The 19,787-nt window shown below is 58.5% G+C and carries 19 protein-coding genes; 4 read left to right on the top strand and 15 right to left on the bottom strand.

What is annotated here, in order from left to right; genetic code table 11:
- Window positions 1–46 precede the first annotated feature (46 nt).
- The 8 genes from QN370_RS10770 to QN370_RS10805 are packed head-to-tail and all read right to left on the bottom strand — an operon-like array spanning window position 47 to window position 7,875.
- The gene (locus QN370_RS10770) at window positions 47–853 is read right to left on the bottom strand and encodes a protein-glutamate O-methyltransferase CheR (protein WP_322125516.1); all 807 of its coding nucleotides are present in this window, start codon (window positions 851–853) and stop codon (window positions 47–49) included.
- Window positions 854–859: 6 nt separating this feature from the next.
- Entirely contained in the window at window positions 860–1,426 is a 567-nt protein-coding gene (locus QN370_RS10775) for a chemotaxis protein CheW (RefSeq protein WP_322125517.1), read from the bottom strand.
- 11 nt (window positions 1,427–1,437) lie between these two features.
- Window positions 1,438–3,093: a methyl-accepting chemotaxis protein gene (locus tag QN370_RS10780; protein WP_322125518.1), complete on the bottom strand. Its 1,656-nt coding sequence runs from the start codon at window positions 3,091–3,093 to the stop codon at window positions 1,438–1,440.
- 49 nt (window positions 3,094–3,142) lie between these two features.
- Window positions 3,143–5,302, bottom strand: a complete 2,160-nt coding sequence (locus tag QN370_RS10785; protein ID WP_322125519.1) for a chemotaxis protein CheA — start codon at window positions 5,300–5,302, stop codon at window positions 3,143–3,145.
- Window positions 5,299–5,622: an STAS domain-containing protein gene (locus QN370_RS10790; protein ID WP_322125520.1), complete on the bottom strand. Its 324-nt coding sequence runs from the start codon at window positions 5,620–5,622 to the stop codon at window positions 5,299–5,301. Before QN370_RS10790 ends, QN370_RS10785 begins: the two co-directional genes overlap by 4 nt.
- The gene (locus QN370_RS10795) at window positions 5,619–5,987 is read right to left on the bottom strand and encodes a response regulator (RefSeq protein ID WP_322125521.1); all 369 of its coding nucleotides are present in this window, start codon (window positions 5,985–5,987) and stop codon (window positions 5,619–5,621) included. The genes QN370_RS10790 and QN370_RS10795 overlap by 4 nt, the downstream gene beginning before the upstream one ends.
- A gap of 8 nt (window positions 5,988–5,995) precedes the next feature.
- Complete coding sequence (locus QN370_RS10800) at window positions 5,996–7,168, bottom strand: methyl-accepting chemotaxis protein (protein WP_322125522.1); 1,173 nt, start codon at window positions 7,166–7,168, stop codon at window positions 5,996–5,998.
- Window positions 7,165–7,875, bottom strand: coding sequence for a response regulator transcription factor (locus QN370_RS10805; protein WP_322125523.1), 711 nt, complete (start codon window positions 7,873–7,875; stop codon window positions 7,165–7,167). The genes QN370_RS10800 and QN370_RS10805 overlap by 4 nt, the downstream gene beginning before the upstream one ends.
- A 259-nt stretch (window positions 7,876–8,134) precedes the next feature.
- On the opposite strand from QN370_RS10805, the gene QN370_RS10810 reads away from it, so the two are divergent.
- From QN370_RS10810 to serA, 4 genes are all read left to right on the top strand, one after another.
- Window positions 8,135–8,623, top strand: a complete 489-nt coding sequence (locus QN370_RS10810) for a helix-turn-helix domain-containing protein (RefSeq protein ID WP_322125524.1) — start codon at window positions 8,135–8,137, stop codon at window positions 8,621–8,623.
- A gap of 307 nt (window positions 8,624–8,930) precedes the next feature.
- On the top strand, window positions 8,931–11,693 hold the full coding sequence (acnA, locus tag QN370_RS10815) for an aconitate hydratase AcnA (protein ID WP_416172101.1): 2,763 nt from the start codon (window positions 8,931–8,933) through the stop codon (window positions 11,691–11,693).
- A complete protein-coding gene (locus QN370_RS10820) occupies window positions 11,690–11,932 on the top strand; it encodes a hypothetical protein (protein WP_322125526.1) in 243 nt (80 codons plus the stop codon). Before acnA ends, QN370_RS10820 begins: the two co-directional genes overlap by 4 nt.
- Window positions 11,933–11,963: 31 nt before the next feature.
- On the top strand, window positions 11,964–13,196 hold the full coding sequence (gene serA / locus QN370_RS10825) for a phosphoglycerate dehydrogenase (RefSeq protein WP_322125527.1): 1,233 nt from the start codon (window positions 11,964–11,966) through the stop codon (window positions 13,194–13,196).
- Window positions 13,197–13,234: 38 nt separating this feature from the next.
- On the opposite strand, the gene QN370_RS10830 is transcribed toward serA, so the two are convergent.
- The 7 genes from QN370_RS10830 to QN370_RS10860 all read right to left on the bottom strand — a co-directional run bounded on the left by QN370_RS10830 (window position 13,235) and on the right by QN370_RS10860 (window position 19,717).
- A complete protein-coding gene (locus tag QN370_RS10830; protein WP_322125528.1) occupies window positions 13,235–13,948 on the bottom strand; it encodes an ABC transporter ATP-binding protein in 714 nt (237 codons plus the stop codon).
- Window positions 13,945–14,703 carry an ABC transporter ATP-binding protein gene (locus tag QN370_RS10835; protein ID WP_322125529.1) on the bottom strand — a complete coding sequence of 253 codons (759 nt, stop codon included), beginning with the start codon at window positions 14,701–14,703 and terminating at the stop codon, window positions 13,945–13,947. Before QN370_RS10835 ends, QN370_RS10830 begins: the two co-directional genes overlap by 4 nt.
- The gene (locus QN370_RS10840) at window positions 14,703–15,569 is read right to left on the bottom strand and encodes a branched-chain amino acid ABC transporter permease (protein ID WP_322125855.1); all 867 of its coding nucleotides are present in this window, start codon (window positions 15,567–15,569) and stop codon (window positions 14,703–14,705) included. The genes QN370_RS10835 and QN370_RS10840 overlap by 1 nt, the downstream gene beginning before the upstream one ends.
- A gap of 4 nt (window positions 15,570–15,573) precedes the next feature.
- On the bottom strand, window positions 15,574–16,455 hold the full coding sequence (locus QN370_RS10845) for a branched-chain amino acid ABC transporter permease (protein WP_322125530.1): 882 nt from the start codon (window positions 16,453–16,455) through the stop codon (window positions 15,574–15,576).
- A gap of 99 nt (window positions 16,456–16,554) precedes the next feature.
- Window positions 16,555–17,712, bottom strand: coding sequence for an ABC transporter substrate-binding protein (locus QN370_RS10850; protein ID WP_322125531.1), 1,158 nt, complete (start codon window positions 17,710–17,712; stop codon window positions 16,555–16,557).
- Window positions 17,713–17,942: 230 nt separating this feature from the next.
- Window positions 17,943–18,182 (bottom strand): hypothetical protein, encoded by a 240-nt coding sequence (locus QN370_RS10855; RefSeq protein ID WP_322125532.1) that lies wholly within the window; start codon window positions 18,180–18,182, stop codon window positions 17,943–17,945.
- A 38-nt stretch (window positions 18,183–18,220) separates the two neighbouring features.
- Window positions 18,221–19,717 (bottom strand): DUF4331 domain-containing protein, encoded by a 1,497-nt coding sequence (locus tag QN370_RS10860; protein WP_322125533.1) that lies wholly within the window; start codon window positions 19,715–19,717, stop codon window positions 18,221–18,223.
- Window positions 19,718–19,787: the final 70 nt, after the last annotated feature.

Here is a 19,787-nt window from a genome sequence, read left to right on the forward strand (position 1 = left end):
GGATGGTGCCGGAAAAAATACGATTGCATCAGGGGCGCGCTTCTTGTTACGGCTTGCGATAAATCGAGGGTGACAGCGTTTCGACGGCGCTCGTGATGTCGTTCAGGCTTTCCGAATGGCCGATGCAGAAATGGCCGCCCGGCCTGAGTTTCGACAGCACCCGCGCAACCACGTCGCGCTTGGTGTCATCGCTGAAATAGATCATCACGTTGCGCAGAAAAATCACGTCGAACAGGCCCATTTCCGGCAGCTGGTCGTTCAGGTTAACTTGCGCGAAGCGCACCTTGTTGCGGATGGCGCGGTCGATCAGCAAGGTGCCTGCGTGGTTGCCGCCACCCTTGAGGCAATAGCGCGTCAGATAGACGGGCGGGATATGGTCGGTGCGCTGCATCGAGTAATGGCCGCTGCGCGCACCGTGCAGCACGCTGCTGCTGATATCGGAGCCGAACACTTCCCACGGCGTGCTGGCCAGGCTGTCGGCCAGCACCATCGCCATGCTGTAGGCTTCCTCGCCGGTCGAACTGGCCGCGCTCCAGACGCGAAAGGGCTGGCCCCGGCCGACCGCTGCCAGTGCCCGTGCACGCAAAAAATCGAAGTGCGCCGGTTCGCGGAAAAAATAGGTTTCGTTGGTCGTCAGCAGGTCGATGGCGAGCTGGACTTCTTCCGGCTTTTGACGGTTGCCGAGCAGCTGGTAATAAGCCCCATAGCTATCGAGCTGGTAATGCGCGAGTCGCTTGGCCAGGCGACCGCTGACCAATGCTTTTTTCGACGCCGACAGCGTGATGCCGGCGGCGTCGAAAATGAAGCGCTGAAATTGACCAAACTCCTGGTCGGTAATGACGGGCAGGCTCATCGTCGCTCAGGAGGCCAGTGCCGGTGGTGACTCGCTCAGTTGCGCCAGCGCGCCCAGTTCCTGGATCGACAGCACGCGGCTGATGTCGAGCAGGATCACGAACTTGCCGTTGACCTTGCCCATGCCCGCGATGAAGTCGGTGCGGATGCGCGCACCGAAAGCCGGTGCCGGTTCGATGTCGGCATCCGGAATATCGAGCACCGCATTGACCGCATCCACCACCAGACCCATGTCGTGGGTCATCTCCTGCCGTTCGCCATCGGCGGCCTCGACTTCGACGATGACGGTGCAGGTGCGCTTGGTGATGATGGTGGGCTGCTTGCCGAAGCGGGACGCCAGGTCCATCACCGGGACCACTGCACCGCGCAAGTTGATCACGCCGAGTATGCATTCGGGCATCATCGGCACGCGCGTCAGGCCGTCGTATTCGATGATTTCCTTGATGCCGAGAATACCGATGGCGAACATTTCGCCACCGAGCAGAAAGGTCAGATACTGCTTGGGTCCGCTGGCTACCGGCGCATTTTTTGCGACGACCAGTGCCTTGTTGTCGGTCTGCACAAGTGCATTCATGGTCGCTGCTTTCAGAAACGAGTGAACTGGGATTCGTCGAGCTCACCGACGCTGGCCCGGGCCAGTGCGACGGCTGGCTTGTTGCCGCCGGCTTTCGGTCCGCCCTTGTTGCTGCCATAGTTGCGCACCGGTGCGGATTGGCCAATGTTGCGGGCCATGCCGTCGAGCTTGAAGAACGACATCGTCGCTTGCAGTTGCTCGGCCTGGCTGCTCATTTCTTCGGCAGTCGCTGCCAGTTCTTCCGAGCTGGAGGCATTTTGCTGCGTGGTCTGGCTCAATTGCATCACGGCTGCGTTGATCTGGCTGACACCGGACGATTGCTCGCTTGAGGCAGCGGCAATTTCCTGCACCAGGTCCGAGGTCTTGCGAATGCTTGGCACCATTTCGTCAAGCAGCTTGCCGGCTTTTTCGGCCAGGTCAACGCTGCTGGTGGCGAGTTCGCCGATCTCTTGCGCGGCGATCTGGCTGCGTTCTGCCAGCTTGCGCACTTCGGCGGCAACCACCGCAAAACCCTTGCCGTGTTCGCCGGCGCGGGCGGCTTCGATTGCTGCATTCAACGCCAGCAAATTGGTTTGATAAGCGATGTCGTCGATGATGCCGATCTTGCGGGCGATCTGCTTCATGGCCGCGACGGTGGCATTGACCGACACGCCGCCTTCGGCTGCTTCACGCGCGGCCTTGCTGGCCATGCCATCGGTGACCTTGGCGTTCTCGGTATTTTGCGCAATCGATGACGACATCTGCTCGATCGAGGCGCTGGTTTCTTCGACGCTGGCGGCTTGTTCGCTGGAGGCTTGCGACAGCGACAGCGAGGTGGCGCTGACTTCTTCGGAAGCGCTGGCCAATGCCTGCGCACCGCTGTTGACGTCGGAGACCACTTGCGACAGCTTGGCGATCATCGCCTGCATCGAACGCAGCATCTGGCCGGTTTCGTCCTTTGCCGTTGATTCGATCCGCACGGTCAGATCGCCTTCAGCCAGCCGGTTGGCCGCCTCACGCGCCTTGTTCAACGGGGTCGTCACGCTGCGGCTGATGAGGACGCCGAGCGCGATGCCGAGCAGCACGCCGATGGCGATTGCCGCCAGCATCAGCGTGCGGCTGTTTTCGTAGATTGCGGTGGTTTCGGCTGAGGTTTCCTTGGCACGATTTTCCTTGATGACGGTCAGTTCGGTCATCTGGTCATCGATGACATTGGCTTTCGCGCGCGACTCGAGAAGAGCCTTGATCAACGCCTCGCTGCGCTGTTGCAATGGCTCGGCACCCGCCAGTGTCAGTACTTGCTGCATGTCGCGCTGGTAGTCCTCCCAGTTCTTGTCGAAGGAAACGAAGATTTCCTTTGCGCGCGTCGAGTTGAACAAGGGCCGCGATTTCGTCAGCAAGTCTTTGACGGCAGCACTGCTCTTGGTGATGGAGGCGAGATGGATGGCGCGCTCATCCTGAGTCGTCGCCAGCAGGAAGTTGGCACGTGCGCGGCCAATATAGATCAGGTTGATGTTGGCTTCCTTGACCAGCGAGACGCCCATCAGTTCCTGCTGATACATTACATCGGCCATGTCGTTGATCCGGTTGGCGCTGTTGATGCCGATCCCCCCCACCACGATGCTGATGGCCGCGACAAGGATGAAGCCGACTAGCAGTCGTACGCCGATTTTGATATTGGAAAACATGATGGGTCCTGTGGGTAAAGTGAGCGAAGGCGTGGTGGGTTAAAAAAATTTATCCGGGAATCGGATGACTACGGGTGAGACTGGCTTGTCTGACGAGTGCGGGCACATCGAGGATTAGCGCGACATCGCCGCTGCCCAGAATGGTCGAACCACTGATGCAATCGACCTGGCTGAACAATTGGCCAAGTGGCTTGATGACGGTCTGGAATTCGCCGAGCAGGGTGTCGACCACGAGGCCGGCACGTTGTCCGGCATGTTTGAGGACGACGATATTTTCGCGTCGGGCCGGCGCACCACTAACGCTGAACAAATCGCGCAACCGGATGAACGGCAACACGCTGCCACGCAGGTCGGTGTAATCGTGGCCGGGTTCGGCGCTGTATTCGATGCATTCCTCGATCATGTCGAGCGGGATCGCAAACACCGACTTGCCGATCTCGACCATGAAGCCATCGATGATCGCCAGCGTCAGCGGCAGGCGCACGGTGACGGTGGTGCCGACACCTTCGGCGCTGGTGACATTGACGCTGCCGCGCAGTGCGGTGATGTTGCGTTTGACGACATCCATGCCGACACCGCGACCGGACAGGTTGGTCACTTCGGCAGCAGTCGAGAAGCCGGGTTCGAAGATCAGGTCGTAAATTTCGCTATCACTGAGTTCGCGGCCGGCATCGACCAGTCCGCGTTCGATGGCCTTGGCGAGGATGCGTTCGCGCTTGAGTCCGCCGCCATCGTCGCTGACGGTGATGACGATCGCGCCGGAATCATGGTAAGCGTCCAGCGTGACGCGGCCACGCGCCGGCTTGCCGCTGGCCAGTCGGATTGCCGCCGGTTCGATGCCGTGGTCGATCGCATTGCGCACCAGATGCAGCAGCGGGTCGCCGATTTTTTCGACGACGGTCTTGTCGAGTTCGGTCTCTTCGCCGTGGATATCGAGCGCAATGTCCTTGCCGATTTCGCGCGAGACATCGTGCACGACACGCTGGAAACGGTTGAAGGTCGCGCCGATTTTTACCATCCGCAGTTGCAGCGCGCTGTCGCGCACTTCCTGCACCAGACTCGATAGTTTCGAGCTGCTTTCCTGTAACTCGCTGTTCTGGGCCCGGCGGGCGATCAGGTTCACGCCGGCCCCGGCGATGATGAGCTCGCCGACCAGATTGATGAGCTGGTCAAGCTTGTCGGCATCGACGCGGATCGACCGATTTTCTGGCGTGCCGGTGTCGCGCACTTGCTGCTGACGGGTCAATGCGGCATCGACGACGGCCGGTTGCACCAGCAATTGTTCAATCAGGATGACGCCGATGGGTGTGGCCGGATGGTGGCTTTGGGTCGCGAGTGCAAGGTCCAGTTCACGCACGGTCAGCGTGCCGCAGCGCACCAGCAGTTCGCCCAGCTTCGCCGGTTGTCCGGTCGATGCATTGAGCAGGCTGACGTAGTCGTCGATCAGGCTGTGTGGTGGCAGGATGTGGAGCTGGCAATCGTCGTGCACGAACTCGAAAATGCTTTCGAGGGTGGCTTTGTCCGCGTCAGTGCGCAAGGCAATTTCAAAGCCGAGGTAGCAGCTTTCCGGATTCATGGTGGCGGCGTCCGGAATGGCATCGGTCAGTGTCGCGATGCCGACGATGCTGCCCATGGTTTCCATATAGCGTAAAAACGAGAGCGGATCCATGCCGTTACGCAGCACGTCGGCACCGAAGCGGATCGAGATGTGCCAGTGATCGGCATCCACACCCGTATAGGGAATCCGCTCGACCGTATCGACGCTGGTGGCGGTTGCGATGGTCACCACGCTGACCGGCAGGTTGCCTGGTGCCGGACTGTCCAGATAAGCCGACAAGTGCGCAATCAGCGGCGTGCCTTGCGCTTGCAATGCCTCGTCGAGACCGTCGTGGCCCGCCGCGACCGCGTCGACCAGCCGACCGATCTGGTCACAGCATCCCAGCAGCAAGCTCACCAGTGCTTCGGTGATGGGCAGTTTGCCGTCACGCACGCGATCAAGCACGCTTTCGACGACATGCGTGAAGGCGACGATATGGTCCAGTCCGAACAGACCGGAGGAGCCCTTGATGGTATGGGCGGCGCGAAAAATCGCATTCACCAGTTCCTCTTTGGGCTCGGCCTGCATGACCACCAGTAGCGAATCTTCCATCTCGATTAACAGTTCGCGGCATTCGGAAAAAAACGTTTGCAGTGCGTCGTCGAGGTTCATGATGGCTGTCCTGTCGTGGCCGATTGCGGGGGATGCGGCAGCACCAGTGGATCGCCGAAATAGCCGGTCAGATCGAGCAGTTCGAAGACCTCGGCAACGGCGGCGCTGTGTCGGGTCAGGTGCAGCGCGGTCGCGCCGGCCAGTGAGGTTTTTTTGGCCAGCATCAGCAGCTGCAAACCCGCCGTATCGATGTCACTGACACCGGACAAGTCCAGTTCGAGATCGCCCGGTTTGGCCAGTGCGGCCATGAGCAGCGACTTGATTTCGTCGGCGCGATAAATCGTCAGTTCGCCGTCGATGCGCATGTGGCGGGTGGTCATGGCAGGCAGAGTTTTTGCACGGCGTCGAGCAGTTGCTCGGGCTTGAACGGCTTGACCACCCACGCCTTGGCACCGGCGGCGCGGCTGGCGTTTTTCTTGTCGAGATCGGTCTCGGTGGTCAGCATGATGACCGGCGTGAAGCGGTAGGCCGGCAACAGCTTGACCGCGCTGACAAACGCGATGCCATCCATGTTGGGCATGTTCACGTCGCTGATGATCAGGTGGACTTTTTGTCCGGTCAGTTTGGCGAGTGCGTCCTTGCCGTCGCGTCCTTCAAGGACATCGTAGCCGGCACCCTTGAGTGCGATGCCCACGACTTGCCGCATCGATGCGGAGTCATCGACGATCATGATGGTCTTGGCCATGGTATTTCCTAAAAAAAGGTGATGTCGTTATCGGTGTTGCGGCTGGGGTGATCGACCGTGGTGCCACTGTGAATGGCGTGCTGGTCAGCCATCACGTAGGTTTCTTTGAGTTCATCGAGCAGGATGCGGGCGTCGAGCGGCAGCAAGGTGCCGGCATCGGTGATGTCTTGCCGGTGCATGTCGAGATAGACCGGCAACTGTTCGATATTGCCCTTGACGTGATTCATGATCTGGCTAACCCGGTCCTGGAACTGCAACTGGACCAGCGCGGCACCGACCTCGCTCTTGATGCCGATGCTCTCTTGCTGGAGCAGCGAGCTCGACTGCACCAGCGCATCGGTGATCGTGCGGAAATCGGCGAGCACGGTGTCGATCGTGGTTTCGGCCGAGCGCAGCGTGATTTCTTCCTGCTTCACCGAAGCGCTCACCGAGCGCACGGCGGCAGTGATGGCGTCACTGATGATGTTGACTTTGCTGGCAATGTGCTGGCCGGTATCACCAGACTGGCGCGAGAGCAGCCGAAATTCGCGTGCCACGACCGTGAAACCGCGGCCTGTTTCCCCGGCGCGCGCCGCTTCGATGGCGGCGTTGAGTGCCAGCAGGTTCGATTGCGCTGCGATCTGGGCGACGTCGGTGGCCATGTCCTGCAATTCGGCGACAAAGCGGTCGAGTGCCTGCACCTGCTCGAGCATGCCAGTCATGCTGTGCATCGCCGCTTTTTGGGAAGCGACGACGGACCCGAGTTGCTGCTGGCTGCGGGCAAAGACAGCGACCAGGCCAGCGTCGCTATTGCCGATCGACGCGGTCGCGAGGCTTGATGCATGGACCGCGTCATCGAGCTTGTCGACGATGCCAGAAAAGCGCTGCGACAAATCATCGATGGCACTGTCCATTTGTGCCCGTGACGATTCAATGTGGGCGCTCCAGACCGGCACGATGGCGGCACCGAATTGCTGCTGACTGACCAGATAGCTATCGATGTCACGGCGACTGGCACGCTGGCGGGCCGCACTGAGCAAGCTGATGACGATGCCGGCGATGATCAGCAGCGTCATCAGCGCAATGGCCAACCCACTCCATTGGGCGGTGATCGCTACCGCCGCCGCACCGGAGAGACCCAGTGCAGCGGGCATCCAGTTCAGTCCGGAAAAAGTTTTCATGGTGAGCGAAGTCATCATCATGCCAGCTTCAGTGGAGCGGTCAGACTGTAGCCGCTGCCATATGCATTGCGTACCGGCAGATCGACCCGCAGCGCACTTTTTACCTTGCGCCGCAACCGGTAAATCAGCATGTCGATTTTTTTGGTGTCACGTCGCTCGTCGCCGCTGACATCAATATGCATTTCCTTGTTCAGCGTGTCGCGGGCGACCGGCTGGCTGCTGTGGGTCAGCAGGCGCAGAAAGCTGAATTCTTTTTCGGTCAGGTTGACGGCAAGCAGATCGTTGACCTGCAATTGCCGCTCGGTTGTACGCAAGCGCCATTGTTGTGGTGTTGAAGTGACGACGGCACCGCGGTGGCGCTTGATGCGCCGGCAGAGCGCGATCACTTGCGCGCGTAATTTCGAGGCAGAAACAGGCTTGGTGAGTATCTGGTCGGCACCCAGCAGCAAACCGTTGCTGCGTTGTTCCTGCTGATCGCCGTGCGTCAGTACCAGCACGCCGACGCCCGGATAAGACGCTTGCATGCGCGTGACAATCGCCTGCCCGTAATCATCGGGTAGGCCAAGGTCGACGATCAGGACATCTGCCTGTTGATGCTGAAGCGTCGACCACATCGAGGCGACGCTGCCGACGACAACAAGGTCATGGTCATTCATAGCCTCATCAATAAAGCCCTTGTTGGCATAGGGAGGTGACGGATTATCTTCAAACAGAAGGATGTGAGCCATTGATATGCGTAATCGAATTGTTGAATAAAGTTAGTAGTCGGTCACCTTAAATTACGTAGTAACTGTAGGTATTAACTAAAAACCTGTATTTAAGAAACATGTTTCCGCATGTTAATACATTCGACCGCAATAAAAAGCCTCCAATAGTCACTTTTCACGAAATACTGATGATTTAACAAGCAATAAGCGGTGTTAATAGTTGGTATATAAAATTAACCAATAAAAATAAACTCATATAATGTTATTTTAATAAAACTCAATGTTTGACATATTCTGTTGTCTGACTTGTCATGCAGTGGTGATAAGGAGTTTTGTTATGAAACGATTATTATTAAGTGAAGAGCAACAAAAAACCCTGCGCGATATCGGTGTTTTTCATGGAGACGCGCGGGTCCGGCAGCGTGCTCAAGCGATTATTTGCGTCGCTCAAGGTTGCACCTACAAGAACGCCGCCGCCGATTTTGGTGTGCACATGAGTACGGTGGCCCAATGGGTGCGGCGCTGGGAGCGCGACGGTGCTGGTAGCCTGGTACGGGCGACTTATTCCGGCAGACCGGCCAAACTGGCACCCGAACTGCTTGAACGATTACGGATTGATTTACAGATGCATGGCGGTAGCGTCGATCAATTGCGCCAGCGGTTAAGCAGTCAGGCAATCGATTTACCCGTTCATGAAGTGACCTTGTTGCGTCATTTGAAAAAAATGGGATTTGTGATGAAACGGTGCCGGACTGATGCGCTCAAGTAATTTAAATGCGTCGTCAAGCCAGTTGATCGCGCAACCGGATGTGCTCTACCTGGTAGTTCAAATGCAGGATTAGTTTTGTATGCCATATTGGAAATCAGCTAATATCACTAGCTAATTACCGCATTTTTTCTTGGTAAATAAATTATTTTTGCGTTTTGAATTTTCGTTGTTATTTTTCGTTTTTATTTTTCGTTTTTATTTTCAGGTATTTATTTTTCTTGTCCGCGATCGTGACAGCGTTCGACTTCGGATGCCGATCCACACCGCATTATTCCTGCTAGTCGGGAATAATGCGATTTACCAAGGAATGATCATGATTGATTCTTTCGCCACGCGCGATACGCTTGCCGTTAATGGCACCGATTACACGATCTTCAGACTGGCCTTGCTAGGCCAGCAATTCGACCTGAGTCGCTTGCCGTTTTCGATGAAAATCCTGCTCGAAAACTTGCTGCGCTGCGAAGACGGCGTTGCGGTGACACGCGCGTCGATCGAGGCGGTGGCGGGCTGGAATGCGCAGGCTGAGCCATCGGTCGAGATCGCGTTCATGCCGGCGCGCGTCGTGCTGCAGGATTTCACCGGCGTGCCCTGCATGGTTGACCTTGCCGCGATGCGCGATGCGGTGGTTCGGCTAGGCGGATCGGTCAACAATATCAATCCGTTGATTCCGGCCGAACTAGTGATCGATCATTCGGTACAGGTCGATTCGTTCGGCAAGTCGGATTCGCTCGACATCAATGGCCGCATCGAATTCAGTCGCAATCGCGAGCGCTACAGCTTTTTGCGCTGGGGCCAGAAAGCCTTCGATAATTTCAAGGTGGTGCCACCCAATACCGGCATCGTCCATCAGGTCAATCTGGAAAACCTGGCCAGGGTCGTGATGGCGCGCGAGATCGACGGTGTGCAGTATGCGTTTCCGGATACCGTCTTCGGCACCGATTCGCACACGACCATGGTCAATGGCCTCGGTGTGCTGGGCTGGGGTGTCGGCGGTATCGAGGCCGAGGCAGCAATGCTGGGTCAGCCCAGTTCGATGCTGATCCCGCAAGTGGTGGGCTTCAAGCTGACCGGCAAGTTGCCGGAAGGCGTCACCGCCACCGATCTGGTCCTGACGGTCACGCAAATGCTGCGTTCGCTCGGCGTGGTCGGCAAGTTCGTCGAGTTTTATGGCGATGGCTTGTCGTCCTTGCCGCTGGCGGACCGGGCGACGATTGCCAACATGGCGCCGGAATACGGTGCCACCTGCGGCATCTTCCCGATTGATGACGAGTCGCTGGCTTATCTGCGGCTGTCCGGTCGCAGCGACGAGCAGGTTGCGCTGGTTGAAGCCTATGCCAGAGCGCAAGGTTTGTGGCGCACCGAGGTCGAAGCGATTTACAGCGAGACGCTGATGCTCGACATGGGCACGGTCCTGCCGTCGCTGGCCGGCCCCAAACGGCCGCAGGATCGGGTGCTGCTGTCGGACATGAAGGCCAATGTGCATGACAACCTGATCGGCATGGTGACCAATCGCAAGCCATTTGAAAAATCGCTGCAACGCTTTGAAGGCGAGGGCGGTGCGCCTGCGGACGTGGCGATCGATGATGCTGCCGCTGCCGCTGCCGCTGCCGTCACAGCACCCACGATCGCGCCGGACGACTTCGCGTTGCGTGATGGCGCGGTCGTGATTGCTGCGATTACGTCGTGTACCAACACATCCAATCCGGCCGTGATGCTGGCCGCCGGTCTGCTTGCACGCAATGCGGTGGCGCGTGGGTTGAAGGCCGCGCCCTGGGTCAAGACGTCGATGGCACCGGGCTCGCTGGTGGTGACCGATTACCTGACCCGCGCCGGCTTGCTGTCGCCACTGGAACAGCTGGGATTTTTCATCGTCGGTTATGGCTGTACCACTTGCATCGGCAATTCGGGGCCATTGCCCGAGGCCGTCTCGCGCGACATCGCTGCCGATGATCTGGTGGTCGCAGCGGTCTTGTCGGGTAACCGCAATTTCGAGGGCCGGGTCCATCCCGAGGTCAAGATGAATTACCTTGGCTCGCCGCCACTGGTGGTGGCCTATGCGCTGGCAGGCACCGTCGATATCGACATGGCGACCGAGCCGCTGGGCACCGGCAGTGATGGCCAGCCGGTTTTTCTGCGCGACATCTGGCCATCGAACAAGGAAATCGGCGACCTGATCGTGGCCAGCGTCGGACCGGAAATGTTCACGCGCAACTACGCCAACGTGTTTGCCGGCGACAGCCGCTGGAACCAGATCGCTTCGCCCGACGGCACCGCGTTTGCGTGGGATGCGGCGTCGACCTACATCAAGAATCCGCCGTACTTCGACGGCATGCAGATGGCCGTCGGCACCATCGACGATATCCACGGTGCCAGTTTGCTGGGCTTGTTTGGCGACTCGATCACGACGGACCATATTTCGCCGGCCGGCAATATCAAGGCCGACTCCCCCGCCGGATTGTTTCTGCAATCGTTGAACGTGCTGCCGGCTGACTTCAATTCGTATGGCTCGCGGCGCGGCAATGATGACGTGATGGTGCGCGGTACCTTTGCCAATATCCGGATTCGTAACCTGATGCTTGACGGCGAGGAGGGCGGCAAGACGATTCACTTCCCGTCCCGGCGCAAGCTCGCCATTTATGACGCGGCGATGCAGTACAAGGCCGACGGCGTACCGCTGGTTGTCATCGCCGGCAAGGAGTATGGCACCGGTTCGTCGCGCGACTGGGCCGCCAAGGGCACCATGATGCTGGGCGTGAAGGCCGTGATCGCCGAGAGTTTCGAGCGGATTCACCGTTCCAATCTGGTCGGCATGGGCGTGCTGCCGTTGCGCTTCATGGATGGCCAGAGTGCTGCTTCTCTGGATTTGCGTGCCGATGATCACTTCGATATCACGGGCTTGCACGACGGCGAGAGCCGGATTGCCGAAGTGATGGCCACCGGCAGCGATGGCCGGATCACGGGATTCAAGGTGGAGGTGTTGCTGCTGACGCCGAAAGAAGTCGAGTACTTCCGTCACGGCGGCATCCTGCACTACGTGTTACGCCAGCTTGCGAGCCGCAAATCGGCGTGAGTGCTCCCATGCAGCTAATGCTGGAGCCGGTCAGTGACGCGGTGTTTCGCGTGCTGACCGGCGAGGGTGCGCATGTTGGCAACCTCAAGCTGAGTCAGGGTGTGTGGAAGTTCAAGGCCATTGGCTACGATCAGCGCGGTGCGGTCCTGCCTGGATGGGGGCCGCTGACCGATTTTCACAATACCGTACTGGCTTTTCCTGATGCAGCACTGGTCAATGCCATGCTCGTCCCCATATAGTGTTCAAACTTTGATGAACCTGGGACACTGCATGAGCCACCACCTATCGCTGGAAAAAGACAAAATCCGTTTTCTGTTGCTCGAAGGAGTACACAAGAATGCGCTCGAAGTACTCGGGCGCAACGGCTACACCAACATCGAATCGCTGCCGACTGCGCTCGACGAAGCACAACTGATCGAGAAGATCCGTGACGCGCATTTTGTCGGCATCCGCTCGCGTACCCAGTTGACAGCCACCGTGCTGGCGGCGGCTGAAAAGCTGATCGCCGTCGGTTGTTTTTGTATCGGTACCAATCAGGTGGATTTGCGCGCAGCGATGCAGCGCGGTATTCCCGTATTCAATGCGCCCTTTTCGAATACCCGCTCGGTAGCCGAACTGGTGCTGGCCGAAACCATTTTGCTGTTGCGCGGCATCCCGGAAAAAAACGCGCTGGTCCATCGCGGCGGCTGGTCGAAATCGGCCGAAGGCTCGTTCGAGACGCGCGGCAAGACCCTCGGTATCGTTGGCTATGGCAGCATCGGCACCCAATTGTCGGTGCTGGCCGAAGGGCTGGGCATGAAGGTCGTGTACTACGATGTCGTGACCAAACTGCCGATCGGCAATGCGCATCAGGTGGATTCGCTCGACGACTTGCTGGCGCAAGCCGATGTAGTGACCTTGCACGTGCCCGAGAATGACTCGACCAAAAACATGATGGGCGCCGAGCAATTTGCGAAGATGAAAATCGGCAGTATCTTCATCAATGCCGCACGGGGTAGCTGCGTCGACATTGATGCGCTGGCCGGCATGATTGAGCGCAAGCATCTTGGTGGCGCAGCAGTCGACGTGTTCCCGTCCGAGCCGAAAGCCAATAGCGAAGAATTCCTGTCGCCGTTGCGCAGGTTCGATAACGTGATTCTCACGCCGCATATCGGCGGTTCGACCCTGGAAGCGCAAGCCAACATCGGCCTCGAAGTCGCCGAAAAATTCGCCCGCTATTCGGACACAGGTTCGACGCTGTCGGCGGTCAATTTCCCGGAGGTGGCAGTACCGCTGTTTGGTGGCAAGCATCGTTTGCTGCACATCCATCGCAACGTGCCGGGTGTGCTCTCCGCGATCAACCGCATCTTCGCCGAGAACGGCATCAACATCTCGGCGCAAAGCCTGATGACCAACGAATCGATTGGCTATCTCGTGATGGATGTGCCGGTGGGTTGTTCGACGGTCGCGATGGAAAAATTGCACGAGATCGAAGGGACGATCCGGACGCGGGTCTTGTATTAATTTGACGTGAAACGTGCGCCCTACGGTTTTGCTCCGGATTACCCGCCCAGATATGCTTCCACTACCTTTGGATCATCGAGCAATTCCCGACCCGTGCCGGTCAGAACGATCTTGCCGGTTTCGAGTACGTAGCCGCGATGGGCGATGCGTAACGCCTGACGCACATTCTGTTCGACCAGCAGGATGGTAAGCCCGGTCAGGTTGATTTCCTTGAGGATGCGGAAAATCTCCTGGACCATCAACGGTGCCAATCCCATCGACGGTTCATCGAGCAGCAGTACGCGCGGTTTGGCCATCAGTGCCCGGCCGATTGCCAGCATCTGCTGTTCGCCGCCGGAGAGGTTGCCGGCCATGCCGTCACGCCGTTCTTTCAAAACAGGGAACAAGGTGTAGACCCACTCCAGGTCTTTCGCCACGCCGCTTTTATCTTTGCGGGCATAAGTGCCCAACGCCAGATTTTCGCTCACGGTCAGCGTCGTCAGAATCGCCCGTCCTTCGGCGACCTGCACCACGCCAAGGCCAACGATCTGGTGCGGTGCCAGCTTGGTCAGGTCAGCCCCGTCGAACAGGACTTGACCGCCGACCGTTTTCAGCAAGCCGGAGATGGCCAGCAACGCGGTACTTTTGCCGGCACCATTGGCACCGACCAGTGCGGTGATTTCGCCTTCATGCAGTACCAGGTCGATACCTTTGACGGCAGCGATCTGTCCGTAGGAAACGGCCAGGTCGCTGACCTGCAGAATCGCGCTCATGCTTCTTCCTTGCCGAGATAGGCTTCGATGACTTCGGGATTGTTCTTGATCTCGGACGGCGTGCCTTCGGCGATGATGCGACCGAAGTTGAGGACCGCGATGCGGTCGCACAGGCCCATGACGAAACGCATGTCGTGTTCGATCAGGAAAATCGTGTAGCCACGCTCCTTGATATTGACGATCTCGGCCATCAGATCGGATTTTTCGGACGGATTCATGCCGGCGACCGGTTCGTCGAGCAGCAGCAGTTTGGGTTCGGTGGCCAGCGCACGGGCAAATTCGAGCCGGCGCTGTTCGCCATACGACAGGCTTTCAGCCAGCATGCCGGCCTTGTGATCGAGTCGCACCCACGACAGCAGCTCGTGTGCGCGCTCGCGGGCTTTCGCTTCGGCATTGCGAAAGCTCGCCAGATTGAGCAGCAAACCGACCATGCCGTAGTCGAGATGGTCATGCATGCCGACGATAACGTTTTCGAGCAGCGTCATTTCCTTGAAAATGCGGATGTTCTGGAAGGTCCGTGCAATGCCCAGTTCGGTGATCTCGTGCGGCGCGACCGCACCAAGATTTTTCCCATTAAAAACGATGCTGCCGCCAGTGGGCTGCAGCAGCCCGGTCAGCAAGTTGAAGACCGTGGTCTTGCCCGCACCGTTCGGTCCGATCATGCCGAAGATGCCGCCTTGCGGCACCGTGAAGCTGACATCCTGCAGCACCTTGAGGCCGCCGAACTGCTTGCTGATCTGATTCATTTGCAGCATCAGATCTCCTTCTTCGTTGAGGTGCGCTTGAACAGGGCACGTAGGCGCGCCGGGTCCCAGATACCTTTAGGCAGATACAGGATGACGACGATCAGGATCAGGCCATTGAAGGCCAGCCGGAAGTGCTTGAACTCGCGCAGCACTTCGGGCAACAGCGTCAGGATGGTCGCGCCCAGCGTCGGACCGATCAGGTTGGCGGTGCCGCCGAAGACAGCCATGGTCAGGATATCGACGGCGTTTTCAAACGCGTAATTGCCCGGACCGATGGTGAACGTGTAATGCGCGTTGAGGCCACCGGCGACGCCGGCGATGACTGCGCCGCTGACAAACGCGAGCAGTTTGTAGCCGGCGACATTGATGCCCATCAGCTGTGCTGCGACTTCATCAGCCTTGATGGCTTCAAAGGCGCGTCCGATTTTCGAGCGGCGCATGCGCGCAAGGACATATAGCGTGAGCGCCAGCAGCAGCGCGATGTGCCAGATCTCGGTCTTGAGCGGAATGCCATTGAGACCCATCGGACCGCCGGTCACATCGAGATTGAGCACGATGACGCGCACCACTTCGCCAAAGCCCAGCGTGGCCATCGCGAGATAGACCCCGGACAAGCGCAGCGTCGGGATGCCGATAATCAGTGCGACCAGGGCCGGCAGCACGCCGGCAGCGAGCAAGGCCAGCGGGAATGCGACGTCGGCTTGCATCGTCAGCATCGCTGCGGCGTACGCACCAATGCCCATGAACGCGGCATTGGCCAGCGACAGCAAACCGCAGGACAGCGTGAGGTAAATCGACAGCGCCAGCATTGCATTGACGCCGATGCTGAAGATGACGGTGTTGTAAGTCGACCAGAAAGCCTGCCACCATTCCATCATGTCAGGCCTTCCTTTCCAGCACTTTGCCGAACATGCCGGATGGCCGCACCAGCAGGATCACGAACAGCAGACCGAAGGCGACCGCATCGCGGAAATCGCTCGACAGGTACGCCACGCTCATGACTTCGGCAAAGCCGAGGAACAGGCCACCGATCATCGCGCCACGGATATCGCCCATGCCGCCAAGGATGATGACGGCGATGCCCTTGTGCAGCATCGGTTGTCCCATGAACGGCGAGATCGCGTTGAACGACAAGCCGACCAGCACGCCGGCGACACCACCGAGTGCCGCCGCGGTGAACGAGGTCAGCAGGAATAACCCCTCGACATTGATGCCCAGTAGTGCGGCGGCTTTCGGTGATTCGGCAATCGCGCGCAGCGCACGACCAAGTTGCGTGCGACGCATCACGACCAGCAGCACGACCATCAGCAGAAATGAAATCGCGACGATGCCGATCTGGACAGCGGTCACATGCACGCTGCCGAACGTGATGCTTTGTTCGGGGATGGTGCCGACCGGGAAGCGGTTGTTCTCGGCACCGAACAGGCCTTGCGCCAGACTGGTCAGCATGATGGCTACGCCGATCGAGGCGATCATCGGCGACAGATGCGGTGCATTGCGTTTGCGCAGCGGCCGCAACACCAGATAGTCGACCAGCAAACCAATCAGGCCGGCCACCAGCATGGCAGCGAGTAATGCCAGCCAGAGCGGAAACGCCATCTTCTCGACCAGCAAAAGCGCGGCGTAACTGCCCAGCATGAAGATCGCGCCATGCGATAAATTGATGACGCCCAGCACGCCGAAAACCAGCGTGAAGCCCAGTGCGAACAGCGCATACACGCTGCCCAGCGACAGGGCATTAATCAGTTGTTGTTCGAGCATAGTCCCTGCATGAATTGAAAATACGGAAGCTGCGGCATGGCCAGCGTAAGCCGGGAATGCCGCAGGTAAAACGGTTAGAACTAAAATTGTTCGCGTGATTTATTTCAGCAGCACAAACTTGCCGCCCTTGGCGATATTGACGATGGCATCCTGGTTGGCATCATATCCGGCAGGTTTGCCATCCTTGCCGGTAGCGTGGCGGAACGCGAACGCTCCGGTGGCACCGTTGAGCTTGACGGTCGGCAGCGCTGTTGCCAGTGCCAGCCTGTCCTTGTCGAGCGCACCGGTCAGCTTCACGTTCTTGAGTGCGTCGGCAACGATGTAAATCGCGTCATAGGCCTGGGCCGCAAACTGGTCCGGCTCGGCATTGAACTTGGTTTTGTAGGCAGCGATGAAGGCCTTGTTGGCTGGCGTCATGTTCTCGGACGACCATGGGCTACCCATGATGGTGTTGTCGGCCGCATCCTTGGCGATCTCGAACAGCTTCGGTGAATTGAAGCCGTTACCACCGATGAACGGTTGCTTCATGCCCAGCGTGCGGGTTTGCAGGATGATGTTGGCGGCTTCTTCGGCCAGGCACGAACACACGATTGCGTCAGGATTGGTGGCCTTGATCTTGGTCAGCTGGGCCTTGAAATCAACGTCGCCCTTGGCATAAGTTTCGGTGGTGGTGATCTCGATTTTTTGCGCGTCGAGGGTGGTCTTGAAGACGTCGTAGCCGCTCTTGGTGAAAGCGTCATCGTTGCCATAGACCACTGCGACTTTTTTCAGACCGAAATGCTTGACGGCTGCTGCGGTGGTGACTGGCAAGACGTCGGCTTCCATGACTGAATTGCGGAACACGGTCGGGCCCATCGTGCTGATGCCATCGGCGGTGTTGCTGGTGCCGAAGACGACGACTTTGGTGGCGACGGCAATCGGGTCGGCGGCAAAGGCCGAATTCGATAGCGTCGGACCGAAGACCATCAGGACCTTGTCCTGGAAAATCAGTTTCTTGAAGACGTTGATGGCTTCTTCTTTTTTGCCTTGCTCGTCGTCGATGATCAGTACCAGCTTGTTGCCGTTGACACCGCCCTTGGCATTGATTTCGTCAGCGGCCAGCGTCAGGCCATTCTTGATGGCGCTACCGTATTTGGCGGCCGGGCCGGTCAGGGCTTCAGCGGCACCGAGCTTGATGTCGGCGGCGAAGGCCGAACAGCCGATGCCAGCAGCGATCAGGGCCAGGGTCAGTTTTTTGATGGTCAACGTGGTGTGCATGGAATCTCCGGGAAGTGGCATGTCTCTGCTGTTGTCGATCAGCGCTTGATTGCGCGCCGTGTTTTTGTAACGAACGGTCGTGAGGGTAGCAGGGACTGCGTGCGGGATCAACTGTGGCGAACCACAACGAGCAGTTGCATCAAGATCAATCAACCGGCACATGAAAAAAACCGCCTGCCGGTTCTTGCAAACAGGCAGGCGGTGGGGGCAGGCGTTACTGCAGGGTTGACTTATTTAACCGGTGCGGCAGCCGTGTCTTCCGGCGAGGTGGTGCCGATACTGTCGATTTCACGCGCCGGGATATCATCCGGTGCCGTGCTGACCAGGTTGGTAACGAAGGTGATGAAGCCATCGACAAACGTGGTGCCAGCCGGCGGCGTGACCACTTCCGAGCCACTGCTGCTGCCACCGCCGCACGCTGATAGCGACAGTGCTGCTGTCATGGCACATAAAAGTACAATTTTTCTCATGGTGCTCTCCTGATCAATTCCTTGAAGGTTGGCTGGTATTAATGCTTCAACGAGCCAGCGATGGGCGTTTTCAGGTACGGGAAGGCATTGTCGAAGAAGGTGGCATCCACGAACGCTCCATCGGTGAAATCGATATCACCGGAGGGCGCATCGCCGGGAACGCAGCCGATACTGAGCTTGCACAAGCGACCCATGACGACGCGCAGCGCGATATCGACGACGTCATCGCCAGGACGACGACCATTCGGAAAACCGGCGTTATCGCCACCGATGACACCGAGGCGTTTTTGCGCAGCGGGCGCAGTGACGGCGGTCGATGTATTGAGGCGCAGCATTTCCGAACCGACCACGTTGGCAGGCTGGTTGACACCTTGAACGCCGGTCAGGAAGGCGGCGACCAGATCGTTACGCGGGAAGTTGGTTGGTGCCTTGACGCCAGCCGAACCAAACAGGATTTCCACCAGGGCTGGCAGGGTAGGGTTGGTGACGTAGTCGATGAATTGGGCATCGCCGCTTGGCATGCTGTGATTGAACTGGTCCTTGTCTTTCAGACCGATCACGACTTCATTGACCAGCGGTGCGCCAAGACGCGATACCTGGGTCCAGGCACCGCCTTGTTTTGCGGCCTTGCTGGAGTTCGGGGTCGGGTTGATCAAGCGACCTTGACGAACGCTGGCCGTGGTCCATGCACCGATGACTGGCTCGGTACCGTTGGTCAGGCACACGGTCGGGATTTCGAGTTCGATCGACGTGACGTTCTTGTCGGCCAGATCATCATGGGCGGCGCGCTCGGCATTCGGATCAAACGCGGTGGCGGGTGCCTTGATGTTGATCAGGTCAAACGTTTCGCCGAGGTTGACGACGAAAGGATCTTTGCGCTGGCCAACGAACATCTTGCCGGGCAGTGCGCAGCCTGGAATGTTGATTGAGACGACGTGCTGTGCGGCGTAGGCAGCGTAATCGGGAATGGACTTGTTGCCGATGTTGTCGAGTGGCTTTTCGAAGGTGGCCGAACCGCCAGCGGCGTTGGTGATGGCCGCTTTGGTGCCCGTGCGACGATCGCCGGTGACCAGGGTGACGGTGTAGGTTTCACGGATATTGGCACCGGCTGCATTGGGGGCGGTAATGGCACCGCCATTGACGACCAGCGGGATCGAGACTTTTTTTCCGCCGACGGTGAGCTGGGTATCCTTGTTGGTATTGTTGAAGCGGAACTGGTACGTTAGTTGCTCTTTGCCGTTGCCGTTGTTGTTGATGTGGATTTCGTAGAGGGCATCCGTGTCCATCGCAAAATAGTTCGGACCGCCGTAGGCATCTTGCAGTGGCGCGTAGTTGGCGATAATCGTGGTGTACGCGGCGCGGTTGGCTTCGTAACTGCGGAACAGGTAAAGATCCGTGCCATCGACTTTCGGCATGCTGGTAATGAACGGTGCCTCGCGGTGGCTGGACGCCACGGCGGGAACCGAAAACAGGGTGGCGAGGGCGCTGGCAACAAGTGCGGCACAGCAGGTGGTTTTGGTGATCGATGGTTTCATTGCGGTCTCCTTCAAAAGTGTTTTGGCTCGGATGAGCCTGAGTTACCAAACACTTTACGAAGGCGAATCC

This window comes from Actimicrobium sp. CCI2.3, assembly GCF_035019065.1.
GTDB lineage: Bacteria > Pseudomonadota > Gammaproteobacteria > Burkholderiales > Burkholderiaceae_D > Actimicrobium.